The organism is Streptomyces sp. HNM0574 (genome assembly GCF_012726235.1).
Lineage (GTDB): Bacteria > Actinomycetota > Actinomycetes > Streptomycetales > Streptomycetaceae > Streptomyces.
Genome location: NZ_JAASAH010000002.1, coordinates 435,004 through 461,440 on the forward strand (window position 1 = coordinate 435,004; position 26,437 = coordinate 461,440).

Below are 26,437 nucleotides of genomic sequence, written 5' to 3' on the forward strand. Positions count from 1 at the left end.
CGCCGCCGCTCCGCGCCGTCCGCGAGCGCGGCCCCGCGTGCCAGGATCAGCCGTTGCCGTTGCGGTATGCGCTGGTCACAGCGGTGTCGGGCGGTGAGGCCCGGAAGAGCCACTCGGCCTTGAGCTCGGCGTAGCCGGGCTTGATCACCTCGTTGATCATGGCGAGACGTTCATCGAAAGGAATGAACGCGGACTTCATCGCATTGACCGTGAACCACTGCATGTCGTCGAGCGTGTAGTCGAACGTCCGGACCAGGTGCTCGAATTCGCCGCTCATCGTGGTGCCGCTCATGAGCCGGTTGTCGGTGTTCACCGTGGCGCGGAAGTGCAGCCTCCGCAGCAGCCCGATGGGGTGCTCCTCGTACGAGGCGGCGGCGCCGGTCTGGAGGTTCGAGCTGGGGCACAGCTCCAGCGGAATCCGCTTGTCCCGCACGTAGTTGGCGAGCCGCCCCAGCGTCACCGAGCCGTCGTCGGCGACGTCGATGTCGTCGATGATGCGGACGCCGTGCCCGAGCCGGTCCGCGCCGCACCATTGGAGGGCCTGCCAGATGGAGGGCAGCCCGAAGGCTTCACCGGCGTGGATGGTGAAGTGGTTGTTCTCGCGCTTGAGGTACTCGAACGCGTCCAGGTGCCGGGTCGGCGGGTGGCCCGCCTCGGCGCCCGCGATGTCGAAGCCGACGACGCCCGAGTCGCGGTGCCGGTTGGCGAGTTCGGCGATCTCCAGGGCGCGGGCCGCGTGCCGCATCGCGGTGAGCAGGGCGCCGACGCGGATGCGGTTGCCGTCCTCGCGGGCGCGGCGCTCGCCCTCGCGGAAGCCCGCGCTGACGGCCTCGACGACGTCCTCCAGTTCGAGGCCGCCCTCCAGGTGCTGCTCGGGCGCGTAGCGCACCTCGGCGTAGACGACGCCGTCGGCCGCGAGGTCCTCGGCGCACTCGGCGGCGACGCGGAACAGGGCCTCGCGGGTCTGCATCACGCCGACGGTGTGCGCGAAGGTCTCCAAGTACCGCTCCAGGGAACCGGAGTTGGCGGCCTCCTTGAACCAGCGGTCCAGGCGGTCGGCGTCCGTCTCGGGGAGCGCGGTGTAGCCCGTCTCGCGGGCCAGGTCGACGATGGTGCCGGGGCGGAGGCCGCCGTCGAGGTGGTCGTGCAGCAGCACCTTGGGGGCGCGGCGGATCTGCTCCGCCGGAACGGTGTGGATGGGCTGGCTCATCATTTCGGCACTGTAGCTGCTACGCGCGTAGAACACATCGCCCCGGACTGACGCTTTTCAGCCACTCCCAACCGGGTTCCGGGACGCCCCCGCAGAACCGGTGACGCCCCGGCACTGTATGGACACCCCCGCTTCTGCCATCGTTCTGCCCATGGCTCAACACGCTTTGCCACAGCGGCGGCAGGCCCGGATCGGGCGGCCGATGGGTACCGCCGACGGCCACACCCCCGACGCCGTCGTCCTGCTGCTCCCCGGAGGAGGCGTCGCCCGCAGCGTCCGCCGCCCCTCCCCCGTCCCCGCCGCCGCGGTGCTGCCGCTGGCGCGCCGGCTCGTACGGGCCGCGCGGGACGAGCAGTTGGCGGCACACGTCGTCCACTACCGCTGCCGTGGCTGGAACGACGAGGCCGCCCATCCCGCCGGGGACGCCGAGTGGGCGCTGGACGAGGTCGTCCGGCGCTACGGCGACGTGCCCGTCTGCCTGGCCGGGGTCGACGTCGGCGCCCGCGCGGCCCTCCGTGCCGCCGGGCACCACCTGGTGGAATCCGTCGTCGCGCTCGGCCCCTGGCTGCCGGACAAGCCGGGCGAGGAGCCCGTCGAACAGCTCGCCGGACGCCACGTCCTCCTCGTGCACGGCACCGACGACGCGCGCACCGACCCCGAGCTCAGCTACGAACTGGCCGAACGCGCCAAGCGGATCACGCCGGACGTGTGCCGCTTCGAGGTCCACACCGACGGCCACGGGCTCCGCGGCCACCAGTCCGAAGTCGGCGCCCTCGCCCAGGACTTCGTCCTCGGCTCCCTCTGCGGCCGCGACTACGCCCGCCCCGTCGCCGACGCGATGGCGGCCCCGCCGCCACTGGGCCTCCGGATGCCGCTCGCTTCGGGGTTCGGGAAGTCGTTGCGGTAGCTTCCGGGCCCGTTCCGTGCGTCGCGGGGTGCGGACCCGCCGGGGCTCGGGGTGCCCCGTTCCGTGCGTCGCGGGGTGCCGGTGTGTGGCGGGTTGCTCCCGCAGTTCCCCGCGCCCCTTTTCGCGCTCGCCCCGCTTGGGAGGTCGGCGCGTAGGCGCAGGGCTGGCAAGCGCAGCGCCCGCCCCGGCGCGGGGTGCCCGTTCCGTACGTCGCGGGGTGCCGGTGTGTGGCGGGTTGCTCGCGCAGTTCCCCGCGCCCCCTGGTCGGGGCTCCGCCCCTACCCCGCCCGTCGTCCCGTGTGCACGGTGCTGGCGGCGAGGTAGAAGGCGTCGGGGCGGTGGAGGATGCTGTCGGGGGAGTTCTCGTCGAGGAGGGTGTCGAGGGTGGTGAGGTCCTCGGCGGGGAGGTCGTCGGCGAGCATGTCGCGGCCGCGGGCGAAGTAACCGTGCAGGTGGGCCCGGTCCTCCTCGCTGAGCGGGGCCTGTTCCTGGATCAGGAAGGTGCGGGTGCCGGAGTGCTCCAGTCCGGCGCGGATCAGCATGCCGGGCCAGTCCTCGACGGTGTCGACGGCGCCGGGCAGTTCCGCGCGCATCCGCGTGAACCAGTCCTCCCAGGCCGCCTCCATCCGCACCTGGAGCCCGGGCCGGCCGAGGCCGATGTCGCGGGGCAGACAGCGGGAGCCGAGGCCGCGTTCGACGACGGCGAGCATCCCGCCGGGCGTGAGCGAGGCGGCGAAGGCGTCCAGCGCGGCCTGCTGGTCGCCGATGTGGTGGACGACGTGGCTCGTCCAGATCACGTCGGCCGCGCCGAGCTCGCCGAAGTCGTCCGGGAGTTCGGCGTGCAGCGTCGACACCCGGCCGTGCACGCCCTCCCGTTCGGCGCGGACGGTCACCCGCTCCAGCAGCCCGGGCGTGCTGTCGACGGCGACGGTCTCGGCGGTGGGGAACGCGTGCGCGAGCACCGCCGTCGCCACGCCGGGACCGCTGCCGACGTCCAGTACGCGGCCGACGGTCTCGGCGCCCCAGCCGCCCTCCAGCAGCAGGCCGCGGACCCAGGCGGCGGCCTCCTCCAGGAAGGGCAGCCGCAGTTCGGCCTCGCGTTCGAGGTGCGCCGCCATCTCGGCCCAGTCGATGTCGTCGTGGCTGTGGTGCGCGTGGTGTCCCTGGTGGTGGTGCGGGTTCGTCGGCATGACCCCTCTGCTCCGCGGCCCGGCGGGCCGTCACTCGTACCTACGGTGCGTCACCGGCATACGTGCCGCGCGCGGGAGGCCGTCATGCGCCCCGCGCCACGGCTCACCCCGAGAGGAGCTGGCCGCGCCGGCTCAGCAGGAACTGTTTGAACGCCGCCACCGGCGGGGTGTCCGGATGCCCCGCCTGCCAGGCCAGCCCGATCTCGCGCACCGCCCGCGGCGCCGTCACCGTCAACTCCCGTACGCCGGGCCGCGGCAGCGCGGGCGGCGGCAGCAGGGCGACCCCGAGACCGGCGGCCACCAGCCCGCGGATCGTCTCCGCCTCCTCCCCCTCGAAAGCGATCCGCGGGGTGAACCCGGCCTGCGCGCACAGCGCGTCCAGGATGCGGCGCATGCCGTAGCCGCGCTCCAGCGTCACGAAGGACTCGTCGGCCGCCTCCGCCAGCCGGATGCGCTTGCGCGAGGCGAGCCGGTGGTCGTCCGGCACGACCAGGCTCAGCCGCTGCTCGTCCAGCCGCCGCGCGACGAGGTCGGGCGCTTCGGGTACGGGCGAGGTCAGGCACAGGTCGAGCTCCCCGGCGCGCAGCCGGTCGAGCATCGCCTCGCCGTAGTTCTGCACCAGCGCGAACCGCACCCGCGGATGCTCGGCGCGGAAGGTGCGCAGCAGGCCGGGGACGGTCTCCCAGCCGAGGGTGTGCAGGAAGCCGAAGGCGACCTTGCCCGTCGCGGGGTCGGCGTCGGACCGCACCGACTCGGCGGCCTGCTCGACGGAGGCCAGGGCGCGCTCGGCGGAGGCGAGGAAGGTGCGTCCGGCGGGGGTGAGGGAGAGCGTGCGGCCGTGCCGGGCGAAGAGCGCGACGCCGAGATCCGACTCCAGCCGGGTCATCGCGCGGCTCAACGTGGACTGCGGGACGCCGAGTTCGTGTGCGGCGCGCGTCACGTGCTCGTACCGCGCGACGGCCGTGAACTGCGCGAGCCGCGGGGCGAGCGAGGCGGCCCAGCTGGATGTGACCAAGATGTCTTCTTCGTTGCCTGACCGTGACATGACCCGTCTCATCTGCGGTGATGCATGGATGGATCGATTATCGCAGTTTCGTGCATTGGACGCATGAGGTCCGGGGCCGTACGTTCCTTGACATGCCTGCTGTTGATACCAAGGCGTCCACCACGGTGGACGCCGCCTTTGACCCGGCCCCCTCCTCCACTCCCTCCGCGAAGCCCGCGAGCCCCACGACGGCCGCCTCCGCGGACTCCGCCTCCGGACGCCCCGCCGACCCCGAGGCCACCAAGCTCAGCCCCGGCGACCCCGGGCACTCGCGGATGCGGCTCGCGCTCTTCGCCGCAGGACTCGCCACCTTCGCGCTGCTCTACTCCACCCAGGCACTCCTCCCCGAGATATCCCACTCCCTGGGGGCCACCCCGGACCAGGCGAGCTGGACGGTCTCCGGCGCCACCATCGGCCTCGCCGTCGCCGTGCTCCCGCTCGCCGCGCTCTCCGAACGCTTCGGCAGGCGCCGCATGCTCACCGTCTCCATGACGGTGGCCGTCGCGCTCGCCCTCGTCATCCCGTTCGCCCCGAGCCTCGGCGCGCTGATCGCGCTGCGCACGGCCCAGGGCGCGGCGATCGCGGGCGTCCCCGCCTCCGCCATGGCCTTCCTCTCGGACGAGGTCCGCTCCCGGCACCTCGTCGGCGCCATCGGGCTCTTCGTCGCGGGCAACAGCGTCGGCGGCATGAGCGGCCGCATCCTCACCGGCTGGGTCACGCAGGCATGGGGCTGGCGGGCCGGGCTCGCCGCCGTCGCGCTGACGTCGCTGCTGGCGCTCGTCGCCTACCAGCTGCTCGTACCGCGGGCCCGCAACTTCACGCCCGCGCCGCTCAACCCGCGCGCCGTCGCCCGCACCGTCGGCCGGCACCTGCGCAACCCGCTGCTGGTCCGGCTGTACGTCATCGGCGGACTGTTCATGACCGTCTTCGGCGCCGTCTACACCACCATCGGCTACCGCCTCGTCGCCGAGCCCTTCGGCCTCTCCCAGGGCCTCGTCGGCTCGATCTTCGTGATCTACCTCGTCGGCACCGCCGCCTCCGCCACCGCGGGACGCCTCAACAGCTGGCTCGGCCGGCGCGGCACGCTCTACCTCGGCATCGGCACCGCCTCCGCCGGACTGCTGCTGAGCCTCGCCGACAACATGGCCGCCGTCGTCCTCGGCCTCGTCCTCATCACGGCGGGCTTCTTCGCGGGCCACTCCGTCGCCTCCGGCTCCGTCAGCCAGACCGCGACCGAGGGCAAGGCCCAGGCGTCCGCGCTCTACCAGATGGCGTACTACCTGGGCAGCTCCGTCGGCGGCGCCCTCGGCGCGGCCGCCTTCGCCTCCGCGGGCTGGTCCGCCACGGTCGCCCTCACCCTCACCGCCATGACCCTCGCCGCAGGCGTCACCCTGTACGCGACCCGCCGGGCCGTGGTGCAGCGGCGGGCGGTGGCGGCCTGACACACGCCCGCTTCGAAGCCCCCGGCGCCTGCTCGGCTCCGGGGGCTTCGGGTGTTGGCGGTCAGACGCGGCCGAAGTCGTCCGCCACCGCACCCGTCTCCCCCAGGGACGGATATCGGTCATCCTCGGCGGGTACGCCGCACCGCACCGGCCACGAAAGGGAGTTGGCGATGACCGTCACGTTCTGGTCCCGACGGGAGGAGGGCGCCCGGGGACGGGTCGTGCCGTCCCGGTTGGCCGCGGGTCTGCTCACGGGGATGGTCGCGGTGCACATGGTGCTCATCGTGTTCGGGAACGTCACGGACTTCGGTACCAACCGGGAGTTCGTCCGGCACGTCCTGTCGATGGACACCACCTTCAAGGACCCGGACCTGATGTGGCGCGCGGTGGCCTCCCGCCCCCTCCAGGACGCCGCCTACCTGCTGATCATCGCCTGGGAAGCCCTGACCGCCATCCTCCTCACCCTCGCCTGCCTCACCTGGGTACGCGCCCTCCGCCCCGGCCCCCGCGCCCGCGAGGCCCTCCCCCGCGCCCACCGCCTCAGCAGCCTGGGCCTCCTCGCCGTGATGCTCCTCTTCGGCGGCGGCTTCCTCACCCTCGGCGGCGAGTGGTTCGCCATGTGGCAGTCCGAGGACTGGAACGGCCTCGACTCGGCCCTGCGCAACTTTCTGGTGGCGGGGGTGGGGTGGGGGGTGGTGCAGGTGTCGGTGCGGGACGAGGGGAGCACGCACCGGAACCAGGCCGGGGAGGGCGAAGTGTGACGGGGAAGAGTCCCTCTTGACCGGTTCGTGGTCCGCACGCATGTGTTGCTGATCGGCGATGTCCCGCGCGCGAGAGCGGAGCCAGCGCAGGGCGAGGCGTGGGGTTGGGGCCGTGTAGGTGCCGAGGTTGTAGCGCGGGCCCGAGGTGATGAAGGCGGTTGCCTTGCATCGGAGCGGTGTGCGCCGTGGGGTGGCTGCCGTCAGCATGCCGGGATCTCCGTGGCCGGGTTCGCCCCGGACAGCGACAAGTCCGGTGCGACGACTTGGAGTTCAGCGGTCACGGTGTGGCCGCTCTTCTCGTCGCCTCGGATACGGAGTCGGTCGGCGAGGGCGGAGACGAGGCCGAGGCCGCGACCGTGCGGCTCGGTCTCGTCCGGTGCTTCCACGCGAGGAGCGCCGGGCTTGCCGCCCGCGTCCGTGACCGAGATGGCGAGCGTGCGGGGTGAGCGGGTGACCGTGACGTGGAAGGCGCACCGGCCGCTGGAGCTGTGCAGCAAGGCGTTCGTGGCGAGCTCGGTGACGATCAGCGCGGCGTCGTCCGCCTGCGGGCTACCCGTGAGGATGTCGCGCGTCCAGCGGCGGACTCGGCTGACCTCCTCGCTGCGTCCCGGACAGGTGAACTCCCAGACCCTGGCCCTACTCATATACTCGTCCATACGAGTTCCTTTGTGCTGGTGACAGCTACGGGTAGGAAATGTGAGCTAGATGAGCCGTACGCCGTCGTGAGCGCGGACGGCAGGTGGGGACGGGGCGTCGAGGGCGTCCAGGACGCGGACCGCGTACGCCTCGTCGGCCAGTTGGGAGATCTCGTCGCGAGTTGCCCAGCGCAGGGCGTATGTCTCGTCACCCGTGGTCGGGACACCATCCGTCGCTTCGCAGCGGAAGACCAGCGAGACGATCAGACCCGTCATGTTCTTGTAGACGCCGGTCAGCGTGGCCGGGAGGGCGATCTTCAGGCCGGTCTCTTCGAGCACCTCGCGTTGCAGGGCCTCGGGGACCGTCTCCCCGGCTTCGAGGACGCCGCCCGGCGGCTCCCACCGGCCGTTGTCCCGGCGCTGGATCAGCAGGGCGCGGCCGCACTCGTCAACGATGACTCCGGCGACGCTCACGGAATGGGGGCGCTCTGCAGTACTCACGTTCCTCGGTCCCCTCGGCTGGCTAGGCTCAACACCGTAGCAACGAACCGCACCATCTCGTCTAGACATCTAAAGGAGTACATATGGCGGGCATCCCCTCCGGCACGCTCGGCTCACTGGACCCGACCAGCGACCGTGCCGCGTTCCGCCAGATCGCGGACCGGATCAGGGAGGCGATCGACAAGGGACACTTCGCGGAAGGCGCCAAGTTGCCGTCCGAGTCGGAACTCGTCGAGCACTTCGGCAAGACCCGGATGACGGTAAGGAACGCGCTCGCCATCCTCCAGAGCGAGGGGCTGACGCTGCACGAGCACGGCAAGGGCGTCTTCGTCCGCACCCGCCCGCCGGTACGCCGCCTGGCGTCCGACCGTTTCGCCCGCCGTCACCGCGAGCAGGGCAAGGCCGCCTTCACAGTGGAAGCGGAAGCCGCGGGGAGCAAGCCCGAGGTGGACAGCCTGGTCGTGCGCGAGGAACGCCCCTCGCCGGAGGTCTCCGGGCGGCTTGGCTCTGCCCGTAAGGTCCTCGCTCGTCGTCGCCGGTACCTGCCTCGACGGCCGGCCCGTCGAGTTCGCCGTCTCGTACCTCCCGCACGACATCGCGCGGGACACCCAGATCGCCGAGCCCAACCCCGGCCCCGGCGGCATCTACGCCCGACTCGAAGAACTCGGCCACCACCTGGACCACTTCGACGAGGAGATCCGCGCGCGGATGCCCGCACCTGATGAGGTCAAGACGCTCCGCCTCTCCTCCGGCGTCCCCGTCATCCAGCTCATCCGCACCGCGTACGACACCGAGGGGCGGGCCGTGGAGGTCTGCGACACGATCATGGCGGCGGACGCCTACGTGCTGACGTACCAACTCCCCGCAGATTAGGGGTCGTTCGGGGACGTGATCGCAGCTGCACGGGCCCCCGGACGCCCCCGGCACACCACCCACCCCACCACCACCCCCACCCCCACCCCCGCCGTGTTGTTGGCCCAGTCGAGGGGCTGGCAGGAGCGGGTGGGGTCGAGGGTTTGGAGGAGTTCGACCAGGGCCCACAGGGCCGAGCCCGTGAGGGCGACCATGAGGGGGCGGCGGGTGGTCAGTGTGCCCAGGAGTCCGACGGGGAGCCAGAGGAGGATGTTGACGGCGTTGTGGGCCGGGCCGCCGGTGAGGGTGCGGTGGGAGTTGCCGGTCAGGCAGGCCGTGAGGCGGTCGGTGACGCCGGGGGCGAGCTGGTCGGGGAGGGTGAGGCCGAGGCAGAGCGCGAGCGCCAGGGTGAGGGCGAGCGTGGTGCGCGGTGACCGGCCCGTGCGGCGGGCCAGGGGGCGGTGGGCGAGTACCGCTGCCACGGTGAGGAGCAGGGTGAGGGCCGCCATGACGGCGCTGTGCGTCGGGGTGGGCATGCGGGCAATCTATGCCTGCGGTGCGCAGGAGTCCCGGGTGCCGACGGGGTCAACTGGCCTTTGTGTGCTGCCCGTTGGGGAGGAGCGTAGTCTCATGGCTCCGATGCGTCACAGTGCCGTGCGCAACACGCCTGTCTTCAGGGAACAGGAGGTTGACCGGTGATCACTCTGGCCGCTGTGGGCGGGGTGGCTCTGATCGAGTTGGGCATGGTGCTGACTCCGGGGCCGAACATGGTGCATCTCGTCTCGCGGGCGATCGCGCAGGGGCGGAGGGCGGGGCTGGTGAGTCTCGGGGGTACCGCCGTCGGGTTCGTCTGCTATCTGCTGGCCGCCGCCGCGGGGCTGTCCGCGCTGTTCGCCGCGGTGCCGGTGGCGTTCACGGTGGTCAAGCTGGCCGGGGCCGCGTATCTGGCCTACCTCGCCTGGGGCATGCTCAGGCCCGGCGGCCGCTCGCCCTTCGCGCCGGACCGGGACCTGCCCCCGGTCTCCGACGCCCGGCTGTTCGCCACGGGGCTGCTGACGAACCTGCTCAACCCCAAGATCGCGCTGATGTACGCCGCGCTGCTGCCCCAGTTCCTGGACCCGCAGGGCGGCCCCGCCTGGGCGCAGTTGCTCCAGCTCGGCGGTGTGCAGATCGTCGTGGGCGTCGCCGTGAACGGCCTGATCATGCTGGGCGCGGCCCGGGTCTCGGGCTTCCTCGCCGCCCGCCCCCGCCTGATGGCCGCCCAACGGTTCACGGCAGGCGGCCTGCTCGGCGCCTTCGCCCTGCGCACGGCACTGTCCCGGACTCCGGCCTCCGCCTGACCCGGGGCCCGCGTCGCTGCGCCCCGCCGCCGCCCGTCCCGGGGCCTGCGGCACTGCACCCCGCCTCCACCCGACCCGGAGCCCGCAGCACTGCACCCCGCCGCCCGTCCCCGGCGGACGGCCCGGCGGGCAGGCTGGCGCGGCCGGCCGGGGGCGGCGGCGCGGACGCCCCGACCGGAGGCGCCGGCGTGCAGGTCGAGCACGCGGGGTCCGCGCGTCACCCCGCCCCCAGCATCAACTCCGGCCGCCCCCAAGGGATGTGCGGCGGCGACGCAGGGACCGTCCCCACCCGTTCCGCCCCGACGCGGAGGTAGAACGCCTCCGCCGGCGGGTGGGAGACGATGCGGATCGCGGGGTGGCCGGCGGCGCGGGCCACGCCGCGTACGTGGTCGAGGAGGAGGCGGCCGATGCCGCGGCCCTGGGCCTCGTCGGCGACGAAGGCCAGGTCGAGTTCCGGGGGTTCGGCGCCGAGCAGCAGGGAGCAGAAACCGAACAGACGGCCCGAGGAGGGCTCCACCGCCTTCCACACCTGCTCGTGGGTGAGGTACGCGGGGGTCACCCGGTAGCCCGCGATGATCGAGGCGTAGCGGCCCTCGTACGCGCGGGAGGCGTGGACGAGGGCCGTGAGCGCGTCGGCGTCCCCCGCCCCAGCGCGCTCAACAACGGGCGCACCAGGGCGAGTTGGTGTCATGCCCGCACCCGGTCCAGGACGATGGACGCGCTCGCGCCCCCGTCCCCGGCCCCGATGGTGATCGCGTCGTCCAGGGCCGACTGGGCGGAGGTGAAGCGGTCGGGGGTGTCGGTGTGGAGGGTGAGGAGGGGGGCGCCCGCGGTGACGCGGTCGCCGGGTTTGGCGTGGAGTTCGATGCCGGCGCCGGCCTGGACGGGGTCCTCCTTGCGGGCGCGGCCCGCGCCGAGGCGCCAGGCGGCGAGGCCGACGGCGTACGCGTCGAGCCGGGTGAGGGTGCCGCTGGCGGGGGCGGGGACGACGTGCTGTTCGCGGGCGACGGGGAGCGGCGCCGCGGGGTCGCCGCCCTGGGCCTCGATCATGCGGCGCCAGTGGTCCATGGCGGTGCCGTCGGCGAGCGCCTTGGCGGGGTCGGCGTCCGTCAGCCCCGCCGCGTCGAGCATCTCGCGGGCCAGGGCGAGGGTGAGCTCGACGACGTCCTCGGGGCCGCCGCCCGCCAGGACCTCGACGGACTCGCGCACTTCGAGGGCGTTGCCCGCGGTGCGGCCGAGCGGGGTGGACATGTCGGTGATGAGGGCCGAGGTGCGCACACCGTGGTCGGTGCCCAACTCGACCATGGCGGTGGCGAGTTCACGGGCCTGCGCGGGAGTCTTCATGAACGCGCCGGAGCCCGCCTTGACGTCGAGGACGAGCGCGCCCGTGCCCTCCGCGATCTTCTTGCTCATCACGGAGGAGGCGATCAGCGGGAGCGACTCGACGGTTCCGGTGACGTCGCGCAGCGCGTACAGCTTCTTGTCGGCGGGCGCGAGCCCCTCCCCCGCGGCGCAGATGACGGCGCCGACCTCGTCGAGGACGCGCAGCATCCCGGGGGTGCCGAGCGAGGCGCGCCAGCCGGGGACGGACTCCAGCTTGTCGAGGGTGCCGCCGGTGTGGCCGAGCCCGCGCCCGGACAGCTGGGGCACGGCGGCGCCGCAGGCCGCGACGAGCGGTGCGAGCGGCAGCGTGATCTTGTCGCCGACGCCGCCGGTGGAGTGCTTGTCGACGGTGGGGCGGCGGAGGGTGGAGAAGTCCATCCGGGTGCCGGAGGCGATCATCGCGCGGGTCCAACGGGCCGTCTCCGCCCGGGACATGCCGTTCAGCAGGATGGCCATGGCCAGCGCGGACATCTGTTCGTCGGCGACGGTGTCGCCGCGCGTGTAGGACTCGATGACCCAGTCGATCTGCGCGTCGGTGAGCGTGCCGCCGTCGCGCTTGGTGCGGATGACGGAGATGGCGTCCATGTACGGGAACTCCTCGAAGTGCTCGAAGGGGGCGGCCGTCAGCGGTCGAGGTCGGAGGGGCCGAAGGCGTCGGGGAGCAGGTCGGCGAGGGTGCGGATGCCGTGCGCCGTGTCCATCAGGAGGGCGGCGCCGCCGTGCTCCCACAGCAGCTGGCGGCAGCGTCCGCACGGCATGAGGACGTCGCCGTGCCGGTCGGCGCAGGTGAACGCGGTGAGCCGGCCACCGCCACCGGCGACGAGCGCGGAGACCAGGCCGCACTCGGCGCAGAGCGTGACCCCGTACGCGGCGTTCTCGACGTTGCAGCCGGTGACGGTGCGGCCGTCGTCGACGAGTGCGGCGGCGCCGACGGGGAAGCGCGAATAGGGCGCGTAGGCACGGGACATGGCGTCCCTGGCCCGCTGCCGCAGCGCCTCCCAGCCGACGTCGGAAGGACCGTCCGGCGGACGGGGTGCGCTCATGTGCCCTGGCCTCTCAGATACGGCTTGCCGACGGCCTTGGGCGGGCGCAATCGCTGGGCCGCGAGCGAGAGCACCAGCAGCGTGGTGACGTACGGGCTCATCTCGACGAACTCCAGCGGCACCGTCTCGGTGGTCAGGAACCACGCGAGCAGCCCGGCCGCGACGACCATACCGACGAGCGCGGGGACGCGGCCGCCGCCACGCAGCCGCCACAGCGCGAACCCGGCCAGCAGCACCGAGGCGAGCAGCAGCAGCGCGTGCACGGTGGGCCCGCCCGCGCGCAGCTGGAGCGCGTCCATGAAGCCGAACAGGCCCGCGCCCATGGCGACTCCGCCGGGCCGCCAGTTGCCGAAGATCATGGTGGCGAGGCCGATGTAGCCGCGGCCGCCGGTCTGCTGGTCCTGGTAGATGTGCACGCCGATGGCGAGGAAGGCGCCGCCGAGCCCGGCGAGCGCCCCGGAGACGACGACGGCCGCGTACTTGTACCGGTACACGTTGACGCCGAGGCTCTCGGCGGCCGCCGGGTTCTCGCCGCAGGAGCGCAGCCGCAGCCCGAACGAGGAGCGCCACAGCGCGAAGAAGCTGCCCACGAACAGCCCGGCGGCGAGCAGCGTCAGCCAGGAGACGTTGCTGACCAGCGCGCCGAGGATGCCGGCCAGGTCGGAGACGAGGAACCAGTGGTGCGCCTCGACGGACCGGAGCGCGTCGGCGACGCCGGGGACGGTGAACGTCGGCATGTCGGCCATCGGCGGGGACTGTTTGTCGTTGCCGCCCGCCGCCGCGGCGGCGCTGCCCTCGGCGCCGAACCACAGCTTGGCCAGGTAGCGGACGACGCCGAGCGCGAGGATGTTCAGCGCGACGCCGGAGACGATGTGGTCGACGCCGAAGGTGACGGTGGCGACGGCGTGCAGCAGCCCGCCGAGCGCGCCGCCGACGACGCCGGCGAGGGCCGCCGCCCAGGGCCCGTGCTGCCAGCCGACCCAGCCGGCGGCGAAGGTGCCGAGCATCATCATGCCTTCGAGGCCGATGTTGATGATGCCCGCGCGTTCGGCCCACAGCCCGCCGAGCCCGGCGAGCCCGATGGGCACGGCGGCGGCGAGGGCGCTGGCGTACTGGCCGCTGGCGGTCAGTTGGTTGGCGCCGGTGACGATGCGCAGCAGCGAGAACGCGACCAGCGCGCCCGCGATGATCAGCAGCACCACCGGGTAGCTGAGGCGCCTGCTCTTCACGCGCGCGATCCCGTTCCTGACGGCCGTGCTCATGCCCCCACCTCCGCCGTCTCGTCGTTCCCCCGGGCCTGCGAGGCGAGTTCCTCGCCCACCCGGCGCTGCTGTCTGCGGAGGCCGTAGCGGCGTACGACCTCGTAGGCGATGACGACGCAGAGGACGATGACGCCCTGCATCACGCCGACGATCTCCTGCGCGTACTCCTCGAACTCCAGCTGGGTGCCGGTGCGTTCGAGGAAGCCCCACAGCAGGGCGCCCAGCAGCATGCCGACCGGGTGGTTGCGGCCGAGGAGGGCGATGGCGATGCCGGTGAAGCCGATCCCGGCGGGGAAGTCGGTGCCGTAGTTGAAGGACTTGTTCAGCAGCGTCGGCAGTCCGACCAGTCCGGCGACGGCGCCGGAGAGCACCATCGAGGTGACCACCATCCGCTTCACGCCGACGCCGCCCGCCGAGGCGGCGGACTCGGAGCGTCCCACCGTGCGCAGGTCGAAGCCGAAGCGGGTGCGGCCGAGGACGAACCAGTAGGCGAGGCCGACGGCGAGCGCGATGAGCACCGAGCCCCACACCGGGTCCGGGTCGGTGGGGAAGGTGAAGAAGCGGCTGGAGGACGGCAGATCGGGGGTGTGGAAGAGGTTGCCCTCCCGCTCGGCGAGGCGTCCCTCCTGGAGGAAGTAGCCGATGAGCGAGGCGGCAATGGAGTTCAGCATGATCGTCGTGATGACCTCGCTGACCCCGCGCGTCGTCCGCAGCAGCCCCGCGATGCCCGCCCAGACGGCGCCCACCAGCATCGCGACCAGGATGATCAGCGGGATCTGCACGAATCCCGGCAGCGTCAGCGCCCCGCCGACGACGGCGGCGGCGAAGGCGGCCACCCGGTACTGGCCGTCGACGCCGATGTTGAACAGGTTCATCCGGAAGCCGATGGCCACGGCGACGGCGGACAGGTAGTACGGCGTGGCCTGGTTGATGATCCACACCTGGCTGTCGCTCTTGGAGCCGAAGTCGGCCATCACCCAGAAGGCGTGGAAGGGGTCCTTGCCGGTGGCGCCGATGACGACGCTGGTGATCGCGAGCGCGGCGACGATCGCCAGCAGCGGCGCGGCCAGCGCCAGCACGATCTTCTCCCGGTCGGGCAGCTTCACCGCGCACCGCCCCCCGCCGCGCCCGTCATGGCGGAGCCCAGCTCCTCGGGGGTGACGGTGGCCGGGTCGGCGTCGGCGACGAGCCGGCCCCGGTACATCACGCGCAAGGTGTCGGAGAGGCCGATGAGTTCGTCCAGGTCGGCGGAGATCAGCAGCACGGCGAGGCCCTCGGCGCGGGCCGCCTTGATCTGGTCCCAGACCTGCGCCTGGGCGCCGACGTCCACGCCCCGGGTGGGATGCGCGGCGATCAACAGCTTCGGCCGGTGGCTCATCTCCCGGCCGACGATCAGCTTCTGCTGGTTGCCGCCGGACAGCGAAGCCGCCGTGACCTCGATCCCCGGGGTGCGCACGTCGTACGCGTCCACGATCCGCGCGGTGTCGGCGCGGGCCCCGGCCAGGTCGAGCAACTGCCCCTTGCTGTTGGGCGGTTCGGTGACGTGGCCCAGCATGCGGTTCTCCCACAGGGTGCCGTCCAGCAGCAGCCCGTGCCGGTGCCGGTCCTCGGGCACGTAGCCGATGCCGCGTTCGCGGCGGGCGCGGGTGGGCCGGTGGGTGAGGTCCTCGCCGTCCAGGGTGACGGTGCCGGCGTCCGCCTCGCGCATGCCCATCACGGTCTCGACGAGCTCCGCCTGCCCGTTGCCCTCCACCCCGGCGACGCCCAGCACCTCGCCCCGGTGGATGGTGAAGCCGATGCCGTCGAGCACCGCGCGTCGGTCGCCGTCGCTGTCGGTACGGGTCAGCCGCAGCCCGTCCACGGTGAGCATCGGCACGTCCGTGACGGTGGACTCCCGCGTCTGCGGCGAGGGCAGTTCGGCGCCGACCATCAGCTCGGCGAGCTGCCGCGGGCTGGTCTCGCCGGGCCGGAGCGAGGCGACGGTGGTGCCCCGGCGGATGACGGTGATGTCGTCGGCCACGTCCAGCACCTCGCCGAGCTTGTGCGAGATGAACAGCACGGTCAGACCCTCGGACTTGAGCTCCCGCAGGTTGTCGAAGAGCGCCTCGACCTCCTGCGGGACGAGCACGGCCGTCGGCTCGTCGAGGATCAGCGTGCGCGCGCCCCGGTAGAGCACCTTGAGGATCTCCACGCGCTGCCGGTCGGCGACGCCGAGGTCCTCGACGAGCGCGTCGGCGCGGATGCCGAGCCCGTACGCGTCCGAGAGTTCCCGGATGCGGGCGCGGGCGCGGGTGCCGATGCCGTGCCGGTGCTCGGCGCCGAGGACGGTGTTCTCCAGGACGGTCAGGTTGTCGGCGAGCATGAAGTGCTGGTGCACCATGCCGACGCCGTGCGCGATCGCGTCCCCGGGGCTGCCGAAGGACACCCGCTCGCCGTCGACGGTGACGGTGCCCTCGTCGGGCTTCTGCATCCCGTAGAGGATCTTCATCAGGGTGGACTTGCCCGCGCCGTTCTCCCCGACGAGCGCGTGCACGGTGCCGCCGCGCACGGTCAGGTCGATGTCGTGGTTGGCGACGACGCCGGGGAACCGCTTGGTGATCCCGCGCAGTTCGACGGCCGGGGCCCGGGACGGGGCGTCGGGCGGTGGCGCTGGTGAGGGGTTCGGGCTGGTGATGGCGCACGCTCCTCGCGAGGTGGCGGGTGGACAGCGCACGCCGCCCCGCCGGTACCGGGCCGCGCTGCGCCTCGGCCGGGGGTGGTGGCCGGGCGGCGGAGGGCGGGGCCCGGCCGGGTGCGGTGGCGGGGCGACGGGACGGGTTCGGGTGGGTCGACTGCCCCGTCAGGGGCGGTCGTCGACCTTCACCTTGCCGTCGGCGATGTCCTTCTTCGCCGCGTCGATGTCGTCCTTGATGTCGTCGATGAAGCCGCCGGAGGTGGCCACCGAGACGCCGTCCTGCTTCAGGTCGAAGGAGTGCGTGCCGTGCATCGGCTTGCCGTCCTCGACGCTCTTGATCAGGTCGAACACGGCCACGTCGACGTTCTTCACGGCCGAGGTGAGGATCGCGTCCTTGTACTTCGCCAGCCCCGGCTGCCGGTACTGGTCGGAGTCGACGCCGATCGCCCAGGCGCCCTTCTCCTTGCTGACCTCCTCGATCGACCCGACGCCGGACTGCCCGGCGGCCGAGTAGATGACGTCGATCCCGGAGTCGAGCATGCCCTTGGCCTTGTCCTTGGCGGCCGCGGGGTCGTTGAAGCCCTTGGTGTTCGTCGGGTACAGGTACTGCGAGGTCGTCTTGATCTTCGGGTCGGTGTCCTTGACGCCCTGCTCGAAGCCCGCCTGGAACTTCTGGATCAGCGCGTTGTTCACCCCGCCGATGAACCCGACCTTCTTGCTCTTCGTCTTCTTCGCGGCGGCCACCCCGGCCAGGTAGGACGCCTCGTGCTCGGCGAAGACGAGGCCCGCGACGTTCTTCGCCTTCGAGGGCGAGTCGACGACGCCGAAGGTGGTTCCGGGGAAGTCCTTCGCGACCTTGTTGACGGACTTCCCGTAGTCGAACCCGACTCCGATGACGGGATTGAAACCGGCCTTGGCCAGCGAGGAAAGGCGCTGTTCCCGCACGGATTCGGTCTCGTCGTTACCGGCCGACATCTCCTTCATGCCGACGCCGAGTTCCTTCTTCGCCCGGTCGGCGCCGCGCGCCGCGGCCTCGTTGAAGGAGTGGTCGTCCCGCCCGCCGACGTCGTACGCCAGGCCGACGCCCTTGTTCTTGTCCCCGGCGGACTCGGTGGAACTTTCGCCGCATGCGGCGGTCGTCAGTGCGAGGGCCGCCGTGGCGGTGACAGCGGCAGCAAGCTTTGTTACCCGGCGCAAGAGGACGTCCCCTTCGGCTGTCTGGACGCGCCGCACGCGAACCCGCGGAACCGGCGCTGGCTTCCGGCAAAGATAACGCGCGTAGATTTCAGGTAAACCCCTCTCACGCGATCTCCGTAAGCCGTTACCCGATCGCGGCCTGGCGGGGCGTCAGGAAATGGGCGGAGGGGGTTGTTCCGGTTGTGCACGCCGGAACCACGGACCCCAACCCGGTCCGCCGCGAGGGGACTTGACCGAGCCGGGGCCCCGTCAGGCTTCCGGTACTGGACCGAGGAGGATCAGCTGCGACAGAGGGCGTAAGCGGCGGCGCTGCCGTGGGCCTTCGCGGCCCAGGCGTTCTGCTTCCACGCCGAAGGCGCCGAGGCGTCCAGGACGTCGCCGTTGTTCGCGAGCCCTCACCCGTGCCCGCCCCCGATGAGCCGGGTTCCGGCCGGGCACTGCGGCCGCATCGGTGAACGGCACGCCGTGGCACGCGACTTGATCGACCGTGACCTCTCACGCCTTCGTGGCATCGCCGGACAAACAGGTGTGAGCAGGGGCGATGACGTCGTCCGCAAGTACGCGGGCAGTCCGCGTGGCCGCCAGAGGCAACCCCGCGGCAAGCCCCGACGTCTTACCCGGTGTCGTACGCAGAGGGGCGACCTCTGTCGAGAGGTACCGGCAACCGACGGGAATGGGTGCACTGCATGGCGATCGACCCCGGATTCTGTCTGGACGTTCCGGAGGGCTTCGACGACTCGGAGGACGAGACGGGGGTGCATCCCATCGCCCGGAAACTGTTCCCCGCCTCGACGGCCGCGGGCGCCTTCGAGAAGGCCCATGCGTGGCTGAGGGAGCAGGACGTCCGGGTGGCGGACGTGTCCTGGAGCTACCTGCACGGCGAGGACGAACCGCACACGCTGAGCGTCTACTTCATCTTCGAGCTGGAGGAGGACTGAGGGCGCCCCGGGGCTTTCGGACCGGCGGTGTGCCGCCGAGCGAAACGCGGCCGCCCGCTCAAGCGGGCGGGGTGTCTCCCTTCGGCCGCTGACCGAAGGGAGACACCCCGCTGGAGACGTGCGCCGATGTCAGGCTCTTATGCCGCGCTCTCCATCTCGGCGAGCGCCTCCTCGAGTTCCGCAATCTGTGCCGCGGACATGTTGATCTTGACGAGGGCGATCCAGTCGTTGAAGGATCCCGAGAAGGCGTTCCACCCCTCGACGCCCTTCTGGACGATCTGGCCGGGGACGGTGTCGAAGAAGTGCTTGACTCCTTGGACGGCGCTGGTGGCGGCATCCCCGACGGCGTTGGCCGCGTTGCCGATGGCCGAGATCGCGTCGTCGAAAATGTTGTAGTGGTCTTCGCCGGACAGGCTGCCGCTGAGGCCCTCGGCGAGCCTCGCGTAGGAGTCGGCGTGCATTTCACCGAGGCGGAGACGGGCGTCGTTGAGCTGGGCGACGGCTTCGTCGTCGGCGAGCTCCCCACCCTTGTGGCCTCGCTCGACGCGCTCGATGTCATCCCGCAATTCGCGGAGCCCGCTCGAGTGGAAGTCGACGAATTCCTTCAGGGCCCGCTTGGCGTCTTCAGGGAGGGCGCCCGGCTTCCACTCCCCGAGTTCTTCACGGCGGGGGTAAGGGTGCCGGGCGCCTCCGGAGAGGACGTTCTGCCCTTGGGTGAGGTGGTGGTCGAGAAGACTCCGGAGGAGTTCCTGCTTACCTTCGATGTTTACCCGTGTGGTCTCGGTCATTCCGCCACCGTACGCAGAGCGTTACGGAGGATTGCCGCTCACCGATGGCGTGTCTCCCCGAGCGAAGATGACGGCCGGAAAGCCGTCGCACGTCCGCCCGGAAACAAAACGAACTCATCAAGACATGCTCTGAACTGCGCATCCCTTGACGTCACTCGGAAACGGCCGGACGAACCTATTCCCCGTCCGTCGCCCGCCCCCGCACGAGGCTCAGCAGCGCACCCCCGCCGAACACCAGCACCACGGTGAGGATCTTGGCACCCAGGAGCCCGATCAGCGGGAGGCCCGCGTCGCCCTCGGGCCGGAAGTACGTCCACGTGCCCAGGACCGATCCGAGGGCGACCAGGGCGACGGCGCCCCAGGCCGCCAGGTGCGCCCGGCGGGACGTCCTGCCCTGCGGTGCGTCCTTGTCCGTCACGGTCAACTCTCCTTCGCGGACGACGACTTCACCAGCAGGGACGTGCGCGACGGCCCGGACGGTTCACCACGGGGCCGCCCCAGTAGCCTCCGCCCATGACGAGCGCGACGGAGCAGGGGACGCGGAACGGGCCGGTGCGGGAGGACGAGCGGGCGCGGGTGGCCGCGTTCCGTGACCGGGTGGGGGTGGACCAACTGGTCGATGTGCACACGCACTTCATGCCGAAGCGGCTGCTGGACAAGGTGTGGGCGTACTTCGACGCGGCGGGCCCGCTCATCGGCCGGCCCTGGCCGATCACGTACCGCGAGGACGAGGACCGGCGCCTGGCGACGCTGCGCGGCTTCGGCGTCCGCGCGTTCACCTCGATGCTGTACCCGCACAAGCCCGGCATGGCCCGCTCGCTGAACGACTGGTCCGCCGACTTCGCCGCACGCACCCCCGACTGCCTGCACACGGCCACCTTCTACGCCGAACCGGGCGCCGAGGACGACGTGCGGCGCGCGCTGGAGCAGGGCGCGCGGGTGTTCAAGTGCCACGTACAGGTCGGCGCCTTCGACCCCAACGATCCGCTGCTGAAGGCCACTTGGGGCCTGCTGGCCGAGGCCGGCGTCCCCGTCGTCACGCACTGCGGTTCGGGCCCCGTCGCCACCGAGCACACCGGCCCCGGGCCGATCGCGGCGCTGCTCGCACGCCACCCGCGCCTGCGCCTGGTCGTCGCCCACCTGGGGATGCCGGAGTACGCCGAGTTCCTGGCGCTCGCCGAACGGTACGACGGCGTCCTGCTCGACACGACGATGGCCTTCACCGACTTCGCCGAACGCGACGCCCCCTTCCCGCGCGAGGCCCTCCCCCGCCTCGCCGCCCTCGGCGACCGCGTCCTCCTCGGCACCGACTTCCCGAACATCCCCTACTCCTACGCCCACCAGCTGGAAACCCTGGAGCACACGGGCCTCGGCACGCCCTGGCTCCGCGCCGTCTGCCACGACAACGGGGCGCGGCTGTTCGGACTGTGAGCCCGGAACGGGAGAACTCCGGGCGACGTGTTCGAATAGCGGTGCGAGGGGGACTTTTTCGGACACGGTGAGGGAGACGCGGTGGGGGCACCGGGGAACGGGGCGACGGGGGCCGTGATGTGGCTGGTGCTCGCGGCCGGGGCGCTGGTCGCGGGGGTGGCGAGCGCGTCCGAGGTCCGCGGGGCGCTGGAGGAGGAGCGGGCGTACCGGGCCGCCCCCGAGTGCGCCTCCGTGCCGGTCGAGCCGTCCGGCTGCCGGTGGCGGCAGGACTTCACCGTCCAGCAGGCGGAGCTGCACCGCAGGGAGCGGAGCGCGTCCCCCGAGGCGCGGCTGCTGCTGCCCTCCGGCAAGCCGTGGCCGGTGACGTTCCGGACCACCGATCCCGTGGCCTCGGAGCTGGAGCCGGGCGACAAGGTCACCGGCGTGATCTGGCACGGGCAGGTCGTCGAGGTACGGGAAGGCGGCCGGACGCAGCAGACCACCGACGGCCCCGTGGGCTGGCCCGCGGACCGGCTCGGCGGCGCCCTCGCCTGCCTCTCCTTCGGTCTGACCGCCCTCCCCGGAAGCCTGTGGACCCTCCTCGCCCGCGGCAACCGCCGGCACGCGCGCGCGGGTCTCGTCCTGCGGTGGCACGGCGTCGTCCTGGCCCTCACGGGCTTCCTCACGCTCTTCGCGCAGGGCTCCAACTCCTGGCCCCTCTGGTCGATCCCGGCGATCTGGGGCCCTCTCGCCCTCCTTCTCCTCGCCTCCACGACGGCCTTCGCCCTCGCGGCCCTGCGCGGCGAACTCCATGACGAGGAAACGCCGCCGGGCGCGCGGGGGCCGGCTCGGGTCCCGCCGCCGGGGCCGCCACCGGGCGCACGGGGACAGGACGGGGTGACGCGGCCGGGGCCGCCGCCTGCGCCGGCGGAAGGCCGGTCAGCTGCCCCGCAGGGCCCGCCCGGGTCGCCGCCCGCCCCGGCGGAAGGCCCGTCAACCGACCCGCAGGACGCGGCACGGGTCCCGCCGCCTGCGCCCTAGCAACTCGGCCCGGGAATCCGCGCGTTCCGGCCCCGTACGCGCCGCGAGGCGCAGCGGGTACAGTCCCCGCGAGCCGACCCGGGGGGGCGACGTGAACAGTTCGGTCAGCCAGATCGTCATCGCGGTACTGGGCATCGCGGGCACCCTCGCCGCTGCCGTGATCACCCAGCGCGGCGCCGACCGCGCCCGGGCCCGCGAACTGGAGCACGCCCGCCAACTCCAGCGCGACGAACGCGAGTACGCCACCCGCCAGGCCGACCTGGAGGCCCGCCGCGCCTGCTACGCGGCCCTCAGCGCCGGAACCCGCGACCTGGCCAACGCGATGACGCACGTCCTCCACGCCCTGGAGCGGGACGAGGTGACCGACGAACTCCGGTCGGAACTCGACCGCACCCGCCGCGACCACCGCCTCCGCCACGCCGAGGCCCAGATGGTGCTGCCCGACCCCGTGTCGCAGGCGGCCAGCACGGCCAACCGCCATCTCGGCGCGGCCTACGGCTTGTTGAAGCGCTGCGACGAAGGCCGCGCCGAGCGGGAAGAGCACCTGGAAGCCGCCCGCGAGAGCCTGAACGAGCTGTGGGGCCCCCTCTGGAACATGCGCCACCTCATGCGCGTCGACCTGGGCGTCACCCCGCCCGGCGAGGAGCCGTAGGGCCGTCCTCCGGCCGGGGTGGACGGGCCGGAGCTAGGTGACGGTCCGGCTTCTGCGCCCCTCATCGGAGGGCAGCTCTCGCACGTACGTGGCACGGTGTGGGGTGCGGGCAGCTTCGTCCAGGTCCTGCGGGGTGTTGACGGCAGTCCACGGTTCGTCCACCGGGTACCCCACGAGGTTCCGCGTGCTGATCAAGTGGGCGAGAGTGCTGGTCTGGTGGTCCCCCTCCTTCGGCAGCAGTCCGGTGACGGAAGGCTCGAACAGATAGAGCCCGGCGTTCACTCGGCCGGCCAAAGGCTCTGCCAGGTTCAGGGTGATGACTCGTCCCACGGCGTCGCACACCGCGGTTCCGGCCCCTGCTCGTGGCCGTGCCAGCGCCACGGTCGCCAGTCCGTCCTGCCGCCGGTGGTGGTTGACCATGCACGAGAGGCAGAAGCTGGTCCAGATGTCACCGTAGAGAGCAAACCAGGGCTCGGATGGCCAAGGGAGCGCGCCGGCAGCCTTGTTGAGCCCGCCGCCACGACCCAGCGGACGTTCCTCCACCACGACCTGGGTGTGCAGCGGCTGACGTCGGGACCCAAGGTGCGCGGTGATGACCTCCGCCTTGTATCCCGCCGAAACGACCACGTACTCCACACCGTGCTCGGCGAACCAGTCGATCTGGTGCTGGAGAATCGGTGTGCCGCGCACTTCCACCATCGGCTTCGGCCGGGAATACGTCAGCGGCCGTAACCGTCGGCCGATTCCCCCGGCGAGGATCACTGCCTGCCGTACGGCAGGCAAGGGGCCGTGTCTGCCTGGCAAGACCGACCTCACCGTTCCTCGGCGCATGGCCACCGAAACGGTCGTGTGACGCGGCCGTCCCGTGGTGGAGTCCCGGCGACTCCGATGCGCCAGTTCCTCGGCTCTTGGTTCCTCACCAGGTGCGCCATGACTCCATTATTGCCCCTTGCACACCGGGGTAACCTGCGGCTTTCAGCTGTTGATGAGTGCGGGACGAATTCCTCGGCGGGCAGGGTCTCAGGGAAGTGTTCAGCCAACACCCTGCGGAGTTCCGGACGTTGCCCCCTTACCGCTCAGGTGTCAGCCGGAAGGCAGCCCCAGGATGTCGCGGACACGCCCCACCAGTGAGTGAAAGCCCAGCACCGTGATCAACCCGCCCCGGCCCACGAGTTCGGCAGCCTGGTGAACGGCCTCGCCCGTATCGGACACGACGTGGCAGCCCTCGCGCGGTGCCACCGTACGGCGCAGCTCCCCGGGGTCGGCCTCGTTGGCGTCTCCGATGCGAGTGAAGACCACGGGCCAGTTCCCGGGCAGGGGAGCCAGCATGGCTGCCGCGTCCTTGTTCCGTACCGTCCCGAAGACGACGGCCGCCCTTTCCGCCGTACGCGCCCGCCGAAGAATCTCGGGGGCCACGGTGGCCACTCCTTGGGGGTTGCTGGCCGAGTCCAGCAGGACCTGCCCCTGCCACTGTTCCAGCCGGGCCGGATTCACCAGTTCCAGGCGGCCGGGCCAGCGGGTGGCGGCCAGGCCGGATCGCAGCGTCTCGTCCGGAATGGCGGGGACCACGCCGCGTTCGATGAGCGCATCGACGCCGGCGACGGCAAGCGCCAGGTTGCGGTGCTGGTGAGACCCGGGAAGTGGACAGGGTAGTCCGACGTGCCGGGCACGAGGAGTGGACACCTCCAACCCGGCCTGGCCGCACGGGTGTTCTGTCTTCCGTTGCCGGGCGTCCTGCCGCACAAGGATGTCCTTGTGGAGACGCCACACCGTCAGCCCCGTGCGGCGCTCCAGGACCTCGCCGACTGCCTCGGCCGCCTCGGCGGGCAGCGCGCCGAGGACCACGTGGTCTCCGTCCCGGACGATGCCCGCCTTGTTCCGGGCGATCTCCGCCAGGGAGTCCCCCAGCAACTCCTGGTGGTCCAGGCCCACGCCGGTGAGGACCTTCACGCCGGTGTCAAAGCAGTTGACCGCGGTACGCAGCCCACCGATGTTGGCCTCCAGAACGGCCAAGTTCACGTCCTCGCGTGCGAAATGGGCTACTGCGGCGGCCGCGTGCAGGGCCTGAGCGTTGGCCGTACGGCCGATCCGCTGCATGGCGCGGTCGACCTGCTCGTACGCGTGCCGACAGTCAGCGGCCGAGATGGGCCCGCCATTGACGCGAATCCGCTCGGTGAGCTGCTGAAGATGGGGGCTGGGCATGCTGCCCACGCGCATTCCGGCCGCCGCGAGCACGGAGACCGCGAACGCGCACGTGGACCCCTTCCCGTTGGTTCCGGCAACCGTCATGCCCCGCAGGGCGCGCCCCGGGTCGCCCAGCGCCTGCAAGAGCTGCGGTAATGCGTCACCGCCCGCCCGGTTGTACTGATACCGCCCCAGAATCTCCCGGAAAAACTGGTCCTCCATGCGCCAACACTGTGCCAGAGGACCCAACCCGCGAGAACCGGACCACCCACGAGGCGCGCCTCGATGGCCGAACCGGCCCAGCGACGCGACAGGGATGTGGACGGCCTTGCCGCCACCGTTCGATGCAGCCTCCGCTGTCGGCTCAACCGCACCGAGCCCCGGCCCGGTCGGGCCGAGGCTCGTGCAGGTGCTTGCGGACGCGTCAGACGTCGCCGGACAGCGAACCGCCCTTGACCTCCGACACGAAGGGCACCCACGCGGCGGCCGGGAAGACCAGTACGCCTTGCGCCAGGTCCTTGCTGTCGCGGACGGGGACGACGCTGTCAGCCCCGTCTGCCACTTCGAGGCAGCTGCCCCCGTTGGAGTTGCTGTGTCTCGACTTGCGCCAGGTGGCCGCGCCGACGAAGTCACGGGCGACCTCAAGGCAGTCCCCGCCGTTGGTGTTGCTGTGGCTCGACTTGAACCACGTGGCCGTGCTCAGGTCCTCGATCGCCTTCATGATGCGTCCTCCTCCGGCAGCCCCAACTGGGCCGAGCCCCGGCTTGGTTGGGCCGGGGCTCGGTGCAGATGCTTGCGGTCGGGTCAGGCGTCGCGGGACAGTGCGCCGCGCTTGACCCCCGCTACGAAGGGTGCCCACGCAGTGGCCGGGAAGACCAGTACGCCTTGCGCCACGTCCTTGCTGTCGCGGACGGGGACCAGGCCATCGGCCCCGTCTGCCACTTCGAGGCAGCTGCCCCCGTTGGAGTTGCTGTAGCTGGACTTTCGCCAGACAGAGGTCAAGTCTCGGGCGTCTCGCATGACGTGCAGTCCTCCATAGCCTCTCTGATCAGTTCCGCTGACTCACTGAGCGAGAGAGCGTTGGCGCGCAGAACGTCGTACTGCCTCCGCCAGCCCCGGACGTCAGCGGCGTCCTCATAGAGATGGCTCACCTGGATGCCTTCTTCATACGCGACGCTGACGCCCTTCGGGAGTGTGAGGAGGTTGAGCGCGCCACCCATCAACGCGTGCAGCCCAGACCGGAACGGCATCACCTGAACCTTACTGTCCGGAGTATCCACCTGCTCAAGGAGCACTGCCAGTTGGTTATACGTCTGCTCCGGGCCGACGACCCGCCTCCACAGTACGGACTCGTCCAGGATCGCCCACCGCAGCGGATTACCCCCTGAAGTCCGTGGCTCCTGGCGCGACAACCGCGCTGCGACGAGCTCTTCCACCTCCTCCGCCGTCAAATGCTCCTGACAGCTCAAGAAGGCCCTCGCATAGTCCTCGGTCTGGAGCAGGCCCGGGACAACCTGCGGTTCGTAGACCTCGATGACGGTTGCCTTCGCCTCGAAGTCCATGAACCTCCGGTACTGATCCGGATGTGCCTCCCGCTTCACCAGTGCGTGCAGGCGGCCGAAGAAGCCGTCCAGGCCCAGGGCCAGGTCGAGTTTCGGGGGGAGGTCGGGTGGGGGCATCAGCTCGGCCGTTTCTACGCGGGCGAGGGTGCTCTTGCTGGAGTTGACGATCTTCGCGAGCTGGAGGAGTGACAGGCCCGCCTCCTCGCGGCGGCGGCGCAGTTCGCTGCCGAAGAAGTGGCGCGTCGACCTGTCGGGGGTGAGTGACTGCGACTGGAACCTCATGTGTCCACATCCCTTGCCGTCCCACGGAGAGGTTGGGACGGCCGCTCTCGTCCCACCGCGCGGCTGGGACGACGACCCTCTGTTGTGGTCAACCCGGCGGTACCAGGCTGCTTGCTACGCAACGTAGTTGGCGAGGTC

The 26,437-nt window shown here is 71.6% G+C and carries 28 protein-coding genes and 1 pseudogene; 9 read left to right on the forward strand and 20 right to left on the reverse strand.

Features of this window, described 5'->3' with window-relative positions; translation table 11 throughout:
* Nucleotides 1-46: 46 nt before the first annotated feature.
* Nucleotides 47-1,213 (reverse strand): adenosine deaminase, encoded by a 1,167-nt coding sequence (locus tag HCC30_RS05620; RefSeq protein WP_169440967.1) that lies wholly within the window; start codon nucleotides 1,211-1,213, stop codon nucleotides 47-49.
* Between the two features lie 148 nt (nucleotides 1,214-1,361).
* On the opposite strand from HCC30_RS05620, the gene HCC30_RS05625 reads away from it, so the two are divergent.
* Entirely contained in the window at nucleotides 1,362-2,117 is a 756-nt protein-coding gene (locus tag HCC30_RS05625; RefSeq protein ID WP_169440969.1) for an alpha/beta hydrolase, read from the forward strand.
* Nucleotides 2,118-2,395: 278 nt separating this feature from the next.
* Here the strand turns inward: HCC30_RS05625 and HCC30_RS05630 are convergent, their stop codons facing one another.
* Nucleotides 2,396-3,307, reverse strand: a complete 912-nt coding sequence (locus HCC30_RS05630; protein ID WP_169440971.1) for a class I SAM-dependent methyltransferase — start codon at nucleotides 3,305-3,307, stop codon at nucleotides 2,396-2,398.
* Between the two features lie 103 nt (nucleotides 3,308-3,410).
* Nucleotides 3,411-4,352 carry a LysR family transcriptional regulator gene (locus tag HCC30_RS05635; protein WP_169440973.1) on the reverse strand — a complete coding sequence of 314 codons (942 nt, stop codon included), beginning with the start codon at nucleotides 4,350-4,352 and terminating at the stop codon, nucleotides 3,411-3,413.
* Between the two features lie 92 nt (nucleotides 4,353-4,444).
* On the opposite strand from HCC30_RS05635, the gene HCC30_RS05640 reads away from it, so the two are divergent.
* Both HCC30_RS05640 and HCC30_RS05645 read left to right on the forward strand, forming a co-directional pair.
* A complete protein-coding gene (locus HCC30_RS05640; protein ID WP_169440975.1) occupies nucleotides 4,445-5,794 on the forward strand; it encodes an MFS transporter in 1,350 nt (449 codons plus the stop codon).
* A gap of 170 nt (nucleotides 5,795-5,964) precedes the next feature.
* Nucleotides 5,965-6,555 carry a DUF2165 domain-containing protein gene (locus tag HCC30_RS05645; RefSeq protein ID WP_169440977.1) on the forward strand — a complete coding sequence of 197 codons (591 nt, stop codon included), beginning with the start codon at nucleotides 5,965-5,967 and terminating at the stop codon, nucleotides 6,553-6,555.
* A 200-nt stretch (nucleotides 6,556-6,755) separates the two neighbouring features.
* On the opposite strand, the gene HCC30_RS05650 is transcribed toward HCC30_RS05645, so the two are convergent.
* Both HCC30_RS05650 and HCC30_RS05655 read right to left on the reverse strand, forming a co-directional pair.
* Complete coding sequence (locus tag HCC30_RS05650; RefSeq protein WP_169440979.1) at nucleotides 6,756-7,211, reverse strand: ATP-binding protein; 456 nt, start codon at nucleotides 7,209-7,211, stop codon at nucleotides 6,756-6,758.
* A 45-nt stretch (nucleotides 7,212-7,256) separates the two neighbouring features.
* Complete coding sequence (locus HCC30_RS05655; RefSeq protein ID WP_169441416.1) at nucleotides 7,257-7,664, reverse strand: NUDIX hydrolase; 408 nt, start codon at nucleotides 7,662-7,664, stop codon at nucleotides 7,257-7,259.
* Nucleotides 7,665-7,774: 110 nt separating this feature from the next.
* Here HCC30_RS05655 and HCC30_RS05660 point away from each other — a divergent pair.
* Nucleotides 7,775-8,564, forward strand: a pseudogene (locus HCC30_RS05660) (GntR family transcriptional regulator).
* Here HCC30_RS05660 and HCC30_RS05665 read toward each other — a convergent pair.
* Nucleotides 8,561-9,079 (reverse strand): VanZ family protein, encoded by a 519-nt coding sequence (locus tag HCC30_RS05665; protein ID WP_169440981.1) that lies wholly within the window; start codon nucleotides 9,077-9,079, stop codon nucleotides 8,561-8,563. The pseudogene HCC30_RS05660 and the gene HCC30_RS05665 sit on opposite strands and share 4 nt — an antisense overlap.
* A 159-nt stretch (nucleotides 9,080-9,238) precedes the next feature.
* Here HCC30_RS05665 and HCC30_RS05670 point away from each other — a divergent pair, with 159 nt between their 5' ends.
* Complete coding sequence (locus tag HCC30_RS05670; RefSeq protein ID WP_169440983.1) at nucleotides 9,239-9,883, forward strand: LysE family translocator; 645 nt, start codon at nucleotides 9,239-9,241, stop codon at nucleotides 9,881-9,883.
* 217 nt (nucleotides 9,884-10,100) lie between these two features.
* Here HCC30_RS05670 and HCC30_RS05675 read toward each other — a convergent pair whose 3' ends face one another.
* The 7 genes from HCC30_RS05675 to HCC30_RS05705 form a co-directional block, all read right to left on the reverse strand.
* Nucleotides 10,101-10,574: a GNAT family N-acetyltransferase gene (locus tag HCC30_RS05675; protein ID WP_169440985.1), complete on the reverse strand. Its 474-nt coding sequence runs from the start codon at nucleotides 10,572-10,574 to the stop codon at nucleotides 10,101-10,103.
* Nucleotides 10,571-11,851, reverse strand: coding sequence for a thymidine phosphorylase (locus HCC30_RS05680; RefSeq protein ID WP_169440987.1), 1,281 nt, complete (start codon nucleotides 11,849-11,851; stop codon nucleotides 10,571-10,573). The genes HCC30_RS05675 and HCC30_RS05680 overlap by 4 nt, the downstream gene beginning before the upstream one ends.
* 38 nt (nucleotides 11,852-11,889) lie before the next feature.
* Nucleotides 11,890-12,309 (reverse strand): cytidine deaminase, encoded by a 420-nt coding sequence (locus tag HCC30_RS05685; RefSeq protein WP_169440989.1) that lies wholly within the window; start codon nucleotides 12,307-12,309, stop codon nucleotides 11,890-11,892.
* Nucleotides 12,306-13,571: an ABC transporter permease gene (locus HCC30_RS05690; RefSeq protein ID WP_169440991.1), complete on the reverse strand. Its 1,266-nt coding sequence runs from the start codon at nucleotides 13,569-13,571 to the stop codon at nucleotides 12,306-12,308. The genes HCC30_RS05685 and HCC30_RS05690 overlap by 4 nt, the downstream gene beginning before the upstream one ends.
* Nucleotides 13,568-14,677, reverse strand: a complete 1,110-nt coding sequence (locus HCC30_RS05695) for an ABC transporter permease (protein ID WP_169440993.1) — start codon at nucleotides 14,675-14,677, stop codon at nucleotides 13,568-13,570. The genes HCC30_RS05690 and HCC30_RS05695 overlap by 4 nt, the downstream gene beginning before the upstream one ends.
* Nucleotides 14,674-16,245 (reverse strand): ABC transporter ATP-binding protein, encoded by a 1,572-nt coding sequence (locus HCC30_RS05700; protein WP_346776523.1) that lies wholly within the window; start codon nucleotides 16,243-16,245, stop codon nucleotides 14,674-14,676. Before HCC30_RS05700 ends, HCC30_RS05695 begins: the two co-directional genes overlap by 4 nt.
* Before the next feature lie 165 nt (nucleotides 16,246-16,410).
* Entirely contained in the window at nucleotides 16,411-17,442 is a 1,032-nt protein-coding gene (locus HCC30_RS05705) for a BMP family ABC transporter substrate-binding protein (RefSeq protein ID WP_169440997.1), read from the reverse strand.
* Between the two features lie 686 nt (nucleotides 17,443-18,128).
* On the opposite strand from HCC30_RS05705, the gene HCC30_RS05710 reads away from it, so the two are divergent.
* Nucleotides 18,129-18,380: a hypothetical protein gene (locus HCC30_RS05710; RefSeq protein ID WP_169440999.1), complete on the forward strand. Its 252-nt coding sequence runs from the start codon at nucleotides 18,129-18,131 to the stop codon at nucleotides 18,378-18,380.
* Nucleotides 18,381-18,517: 137 nt separating this feature from the next.
* Here HCC30_RS05710 and HCC30_RS05715 read toward each other — a convergent pair whose 3' ends face one another.
* Together HCC30_RS05715 and HCC30_RS05720 are read right to left on the reverse strand one after the other, a co-directional pair.
* On the reverse strand, nucleotides 18,518-19,168 hold the full coding sequence (locus tag HCC30_RS05715; RefSeq protein ID WP_169441001.1) for a hypothetical protein: 651 nt from the start codon (nucleotides 19,166-19,168) through the stop codon (nucleotides 18,518-18,520).
* Nucleotides 19,169-19,343: 175 nt separating this feature from the next.
* On the reverse strand, nucleotides 19,344-19,586 hold the full coding sequence (locus HCC30_RS05720) for a hypothetical protein (protein WP_169441003.1): 243 nt from the start codon (nucleotides 19,584-19,586) through the stop codon (nucleotides 19,344-19,346).
* Nucleotides 19,587-19,681: 95 nt separating this feature from the next.
* Between HCC30_RS05720 and HCC30_RS05725 the strand changes: the two genes are divergently transcribed.
* The 3 genes from HCC30_RS05725 to HCC30_RS05735 all read left to right on the forward strand — a co-directional run bounded on the left by HCC30_RS05725 (nucleotide 19,682) and on the right by HCC30_RS05735 (nucleotide 22,271).
* Nucleotides 19,682-20,599 (forward strand): amidohydrolase family protein, encoded by a 918-nt coding sequence (locus HCC30_RS05725; RefSeq protein ID WP_169441005.1) that lies wholly within the window; start codon nucleotides 19,682-19,684, stop codon nucleotides 20,597-20,599.
* Between the two features lie 81 nt (nucleotides 20,600-20,680).
* Nucleotides 20,681-21,619 carry a hypothetical protein gene (locus HCC30_RS05730; protein ID WP_206323381.1) on the forward strand — a complete coding sequence of 313 codons (939 nt, stop codon included), beginning with the start codon at nucleotides 20,681-20,683 and terminating at the stop codon, nucleotides 21,617-21,619.
* A 91-nt stretch (nucleotides 21,620-21,710) separates the two neighbouring features.
* Nucleotides 21,711-22,271: a hypothetical protein gene (locus tag HCC30_RS05735; RefSeq protein ID WP_169441007.1), complete on the forward strand. Its 561-nt coding sequence runs from the start codon at nucleotides 21,711-21,713 to the stop codon at nucleotides 22,269-22,271.
* A gap of 33 nt (nucleotides 22,272-22,304) precedes the next feature.
* On the opposite strand, the gene HCC30_RS05740 is transcribed toward HCC30_RS05735, so the two are convergent.
* The 5 genes from HCC30_RS05740 to HCC30_RS05760 form a co-directional block, all read right to left on the reverse strand.
* The gene (locus HCC30_RS05740; RefSeq protein WP_240979333.1) at nucleotides 22,305-23,054 is read right to left on the reverse strand and encodes a nucleotidyltransferase family protein; all 750 of its coding nucleotides are present in this window, start codon (nucleotides 23,052-23,054) and stop codon (nucleotides 22,305-22,307) included.
* A 300-nt stretch (nucleotides 23,055-23,354) separates the two neighbouring features.
* Nucleotides 23,355-24,677: a Mur ligase family protein gene (locus HCC30_RS05745; RefSeq protein ID WP_169441009.1), complete on the reverse strand. Its 1,323-nt coding sequence runs from the start codon at nucleotides 24,675-24,677 to the stop codon at nucleotides 23,355-23,357.
* A gap of 202 nt (nucleotides 24,678-24,879) precedes the next feature.
* Complete coding sequence (locus tag HCC30_RS05750) at nucleotides 24,880-25,176, reverse strand: DUF397 domain-containing protein (RefSeq protein ID WP_169441011.1); 297 nt, start codon at nucleotides 25,174-25,176, stop codon at nucleotides 24,880-24,882.
* 83 nt (nucleotides 25,177-25,259) lie between these two features.
* Nucleotides 25,260-25,475 (reverse strand): DUF397 domain-containing protein, encoded by a 216-nt coding sequence (locus tag HCC30_RS05755; protein WP_169441013.1) that lies wholly within the window; start codon nucleotides 25,473-25,475, stop codon nucleotides 25,260-25,262.
* A complete protein-coding gene (locus tag HCC30_RS05760; protein WP_169441015.1) occupies nucleotides 25,454-26,299 on the reverse strand; it encodes a helix-turn-helix transcriptional regulator in 846 nt (281 codons plus the stop codon). Before HCC30_RS05760 ends, HCC30_RS05755 begins: the two co-directional genes overlap by 22 nt.
* Nucleotides 26,300-26,437: the final 138 nt, after the last annotated feature.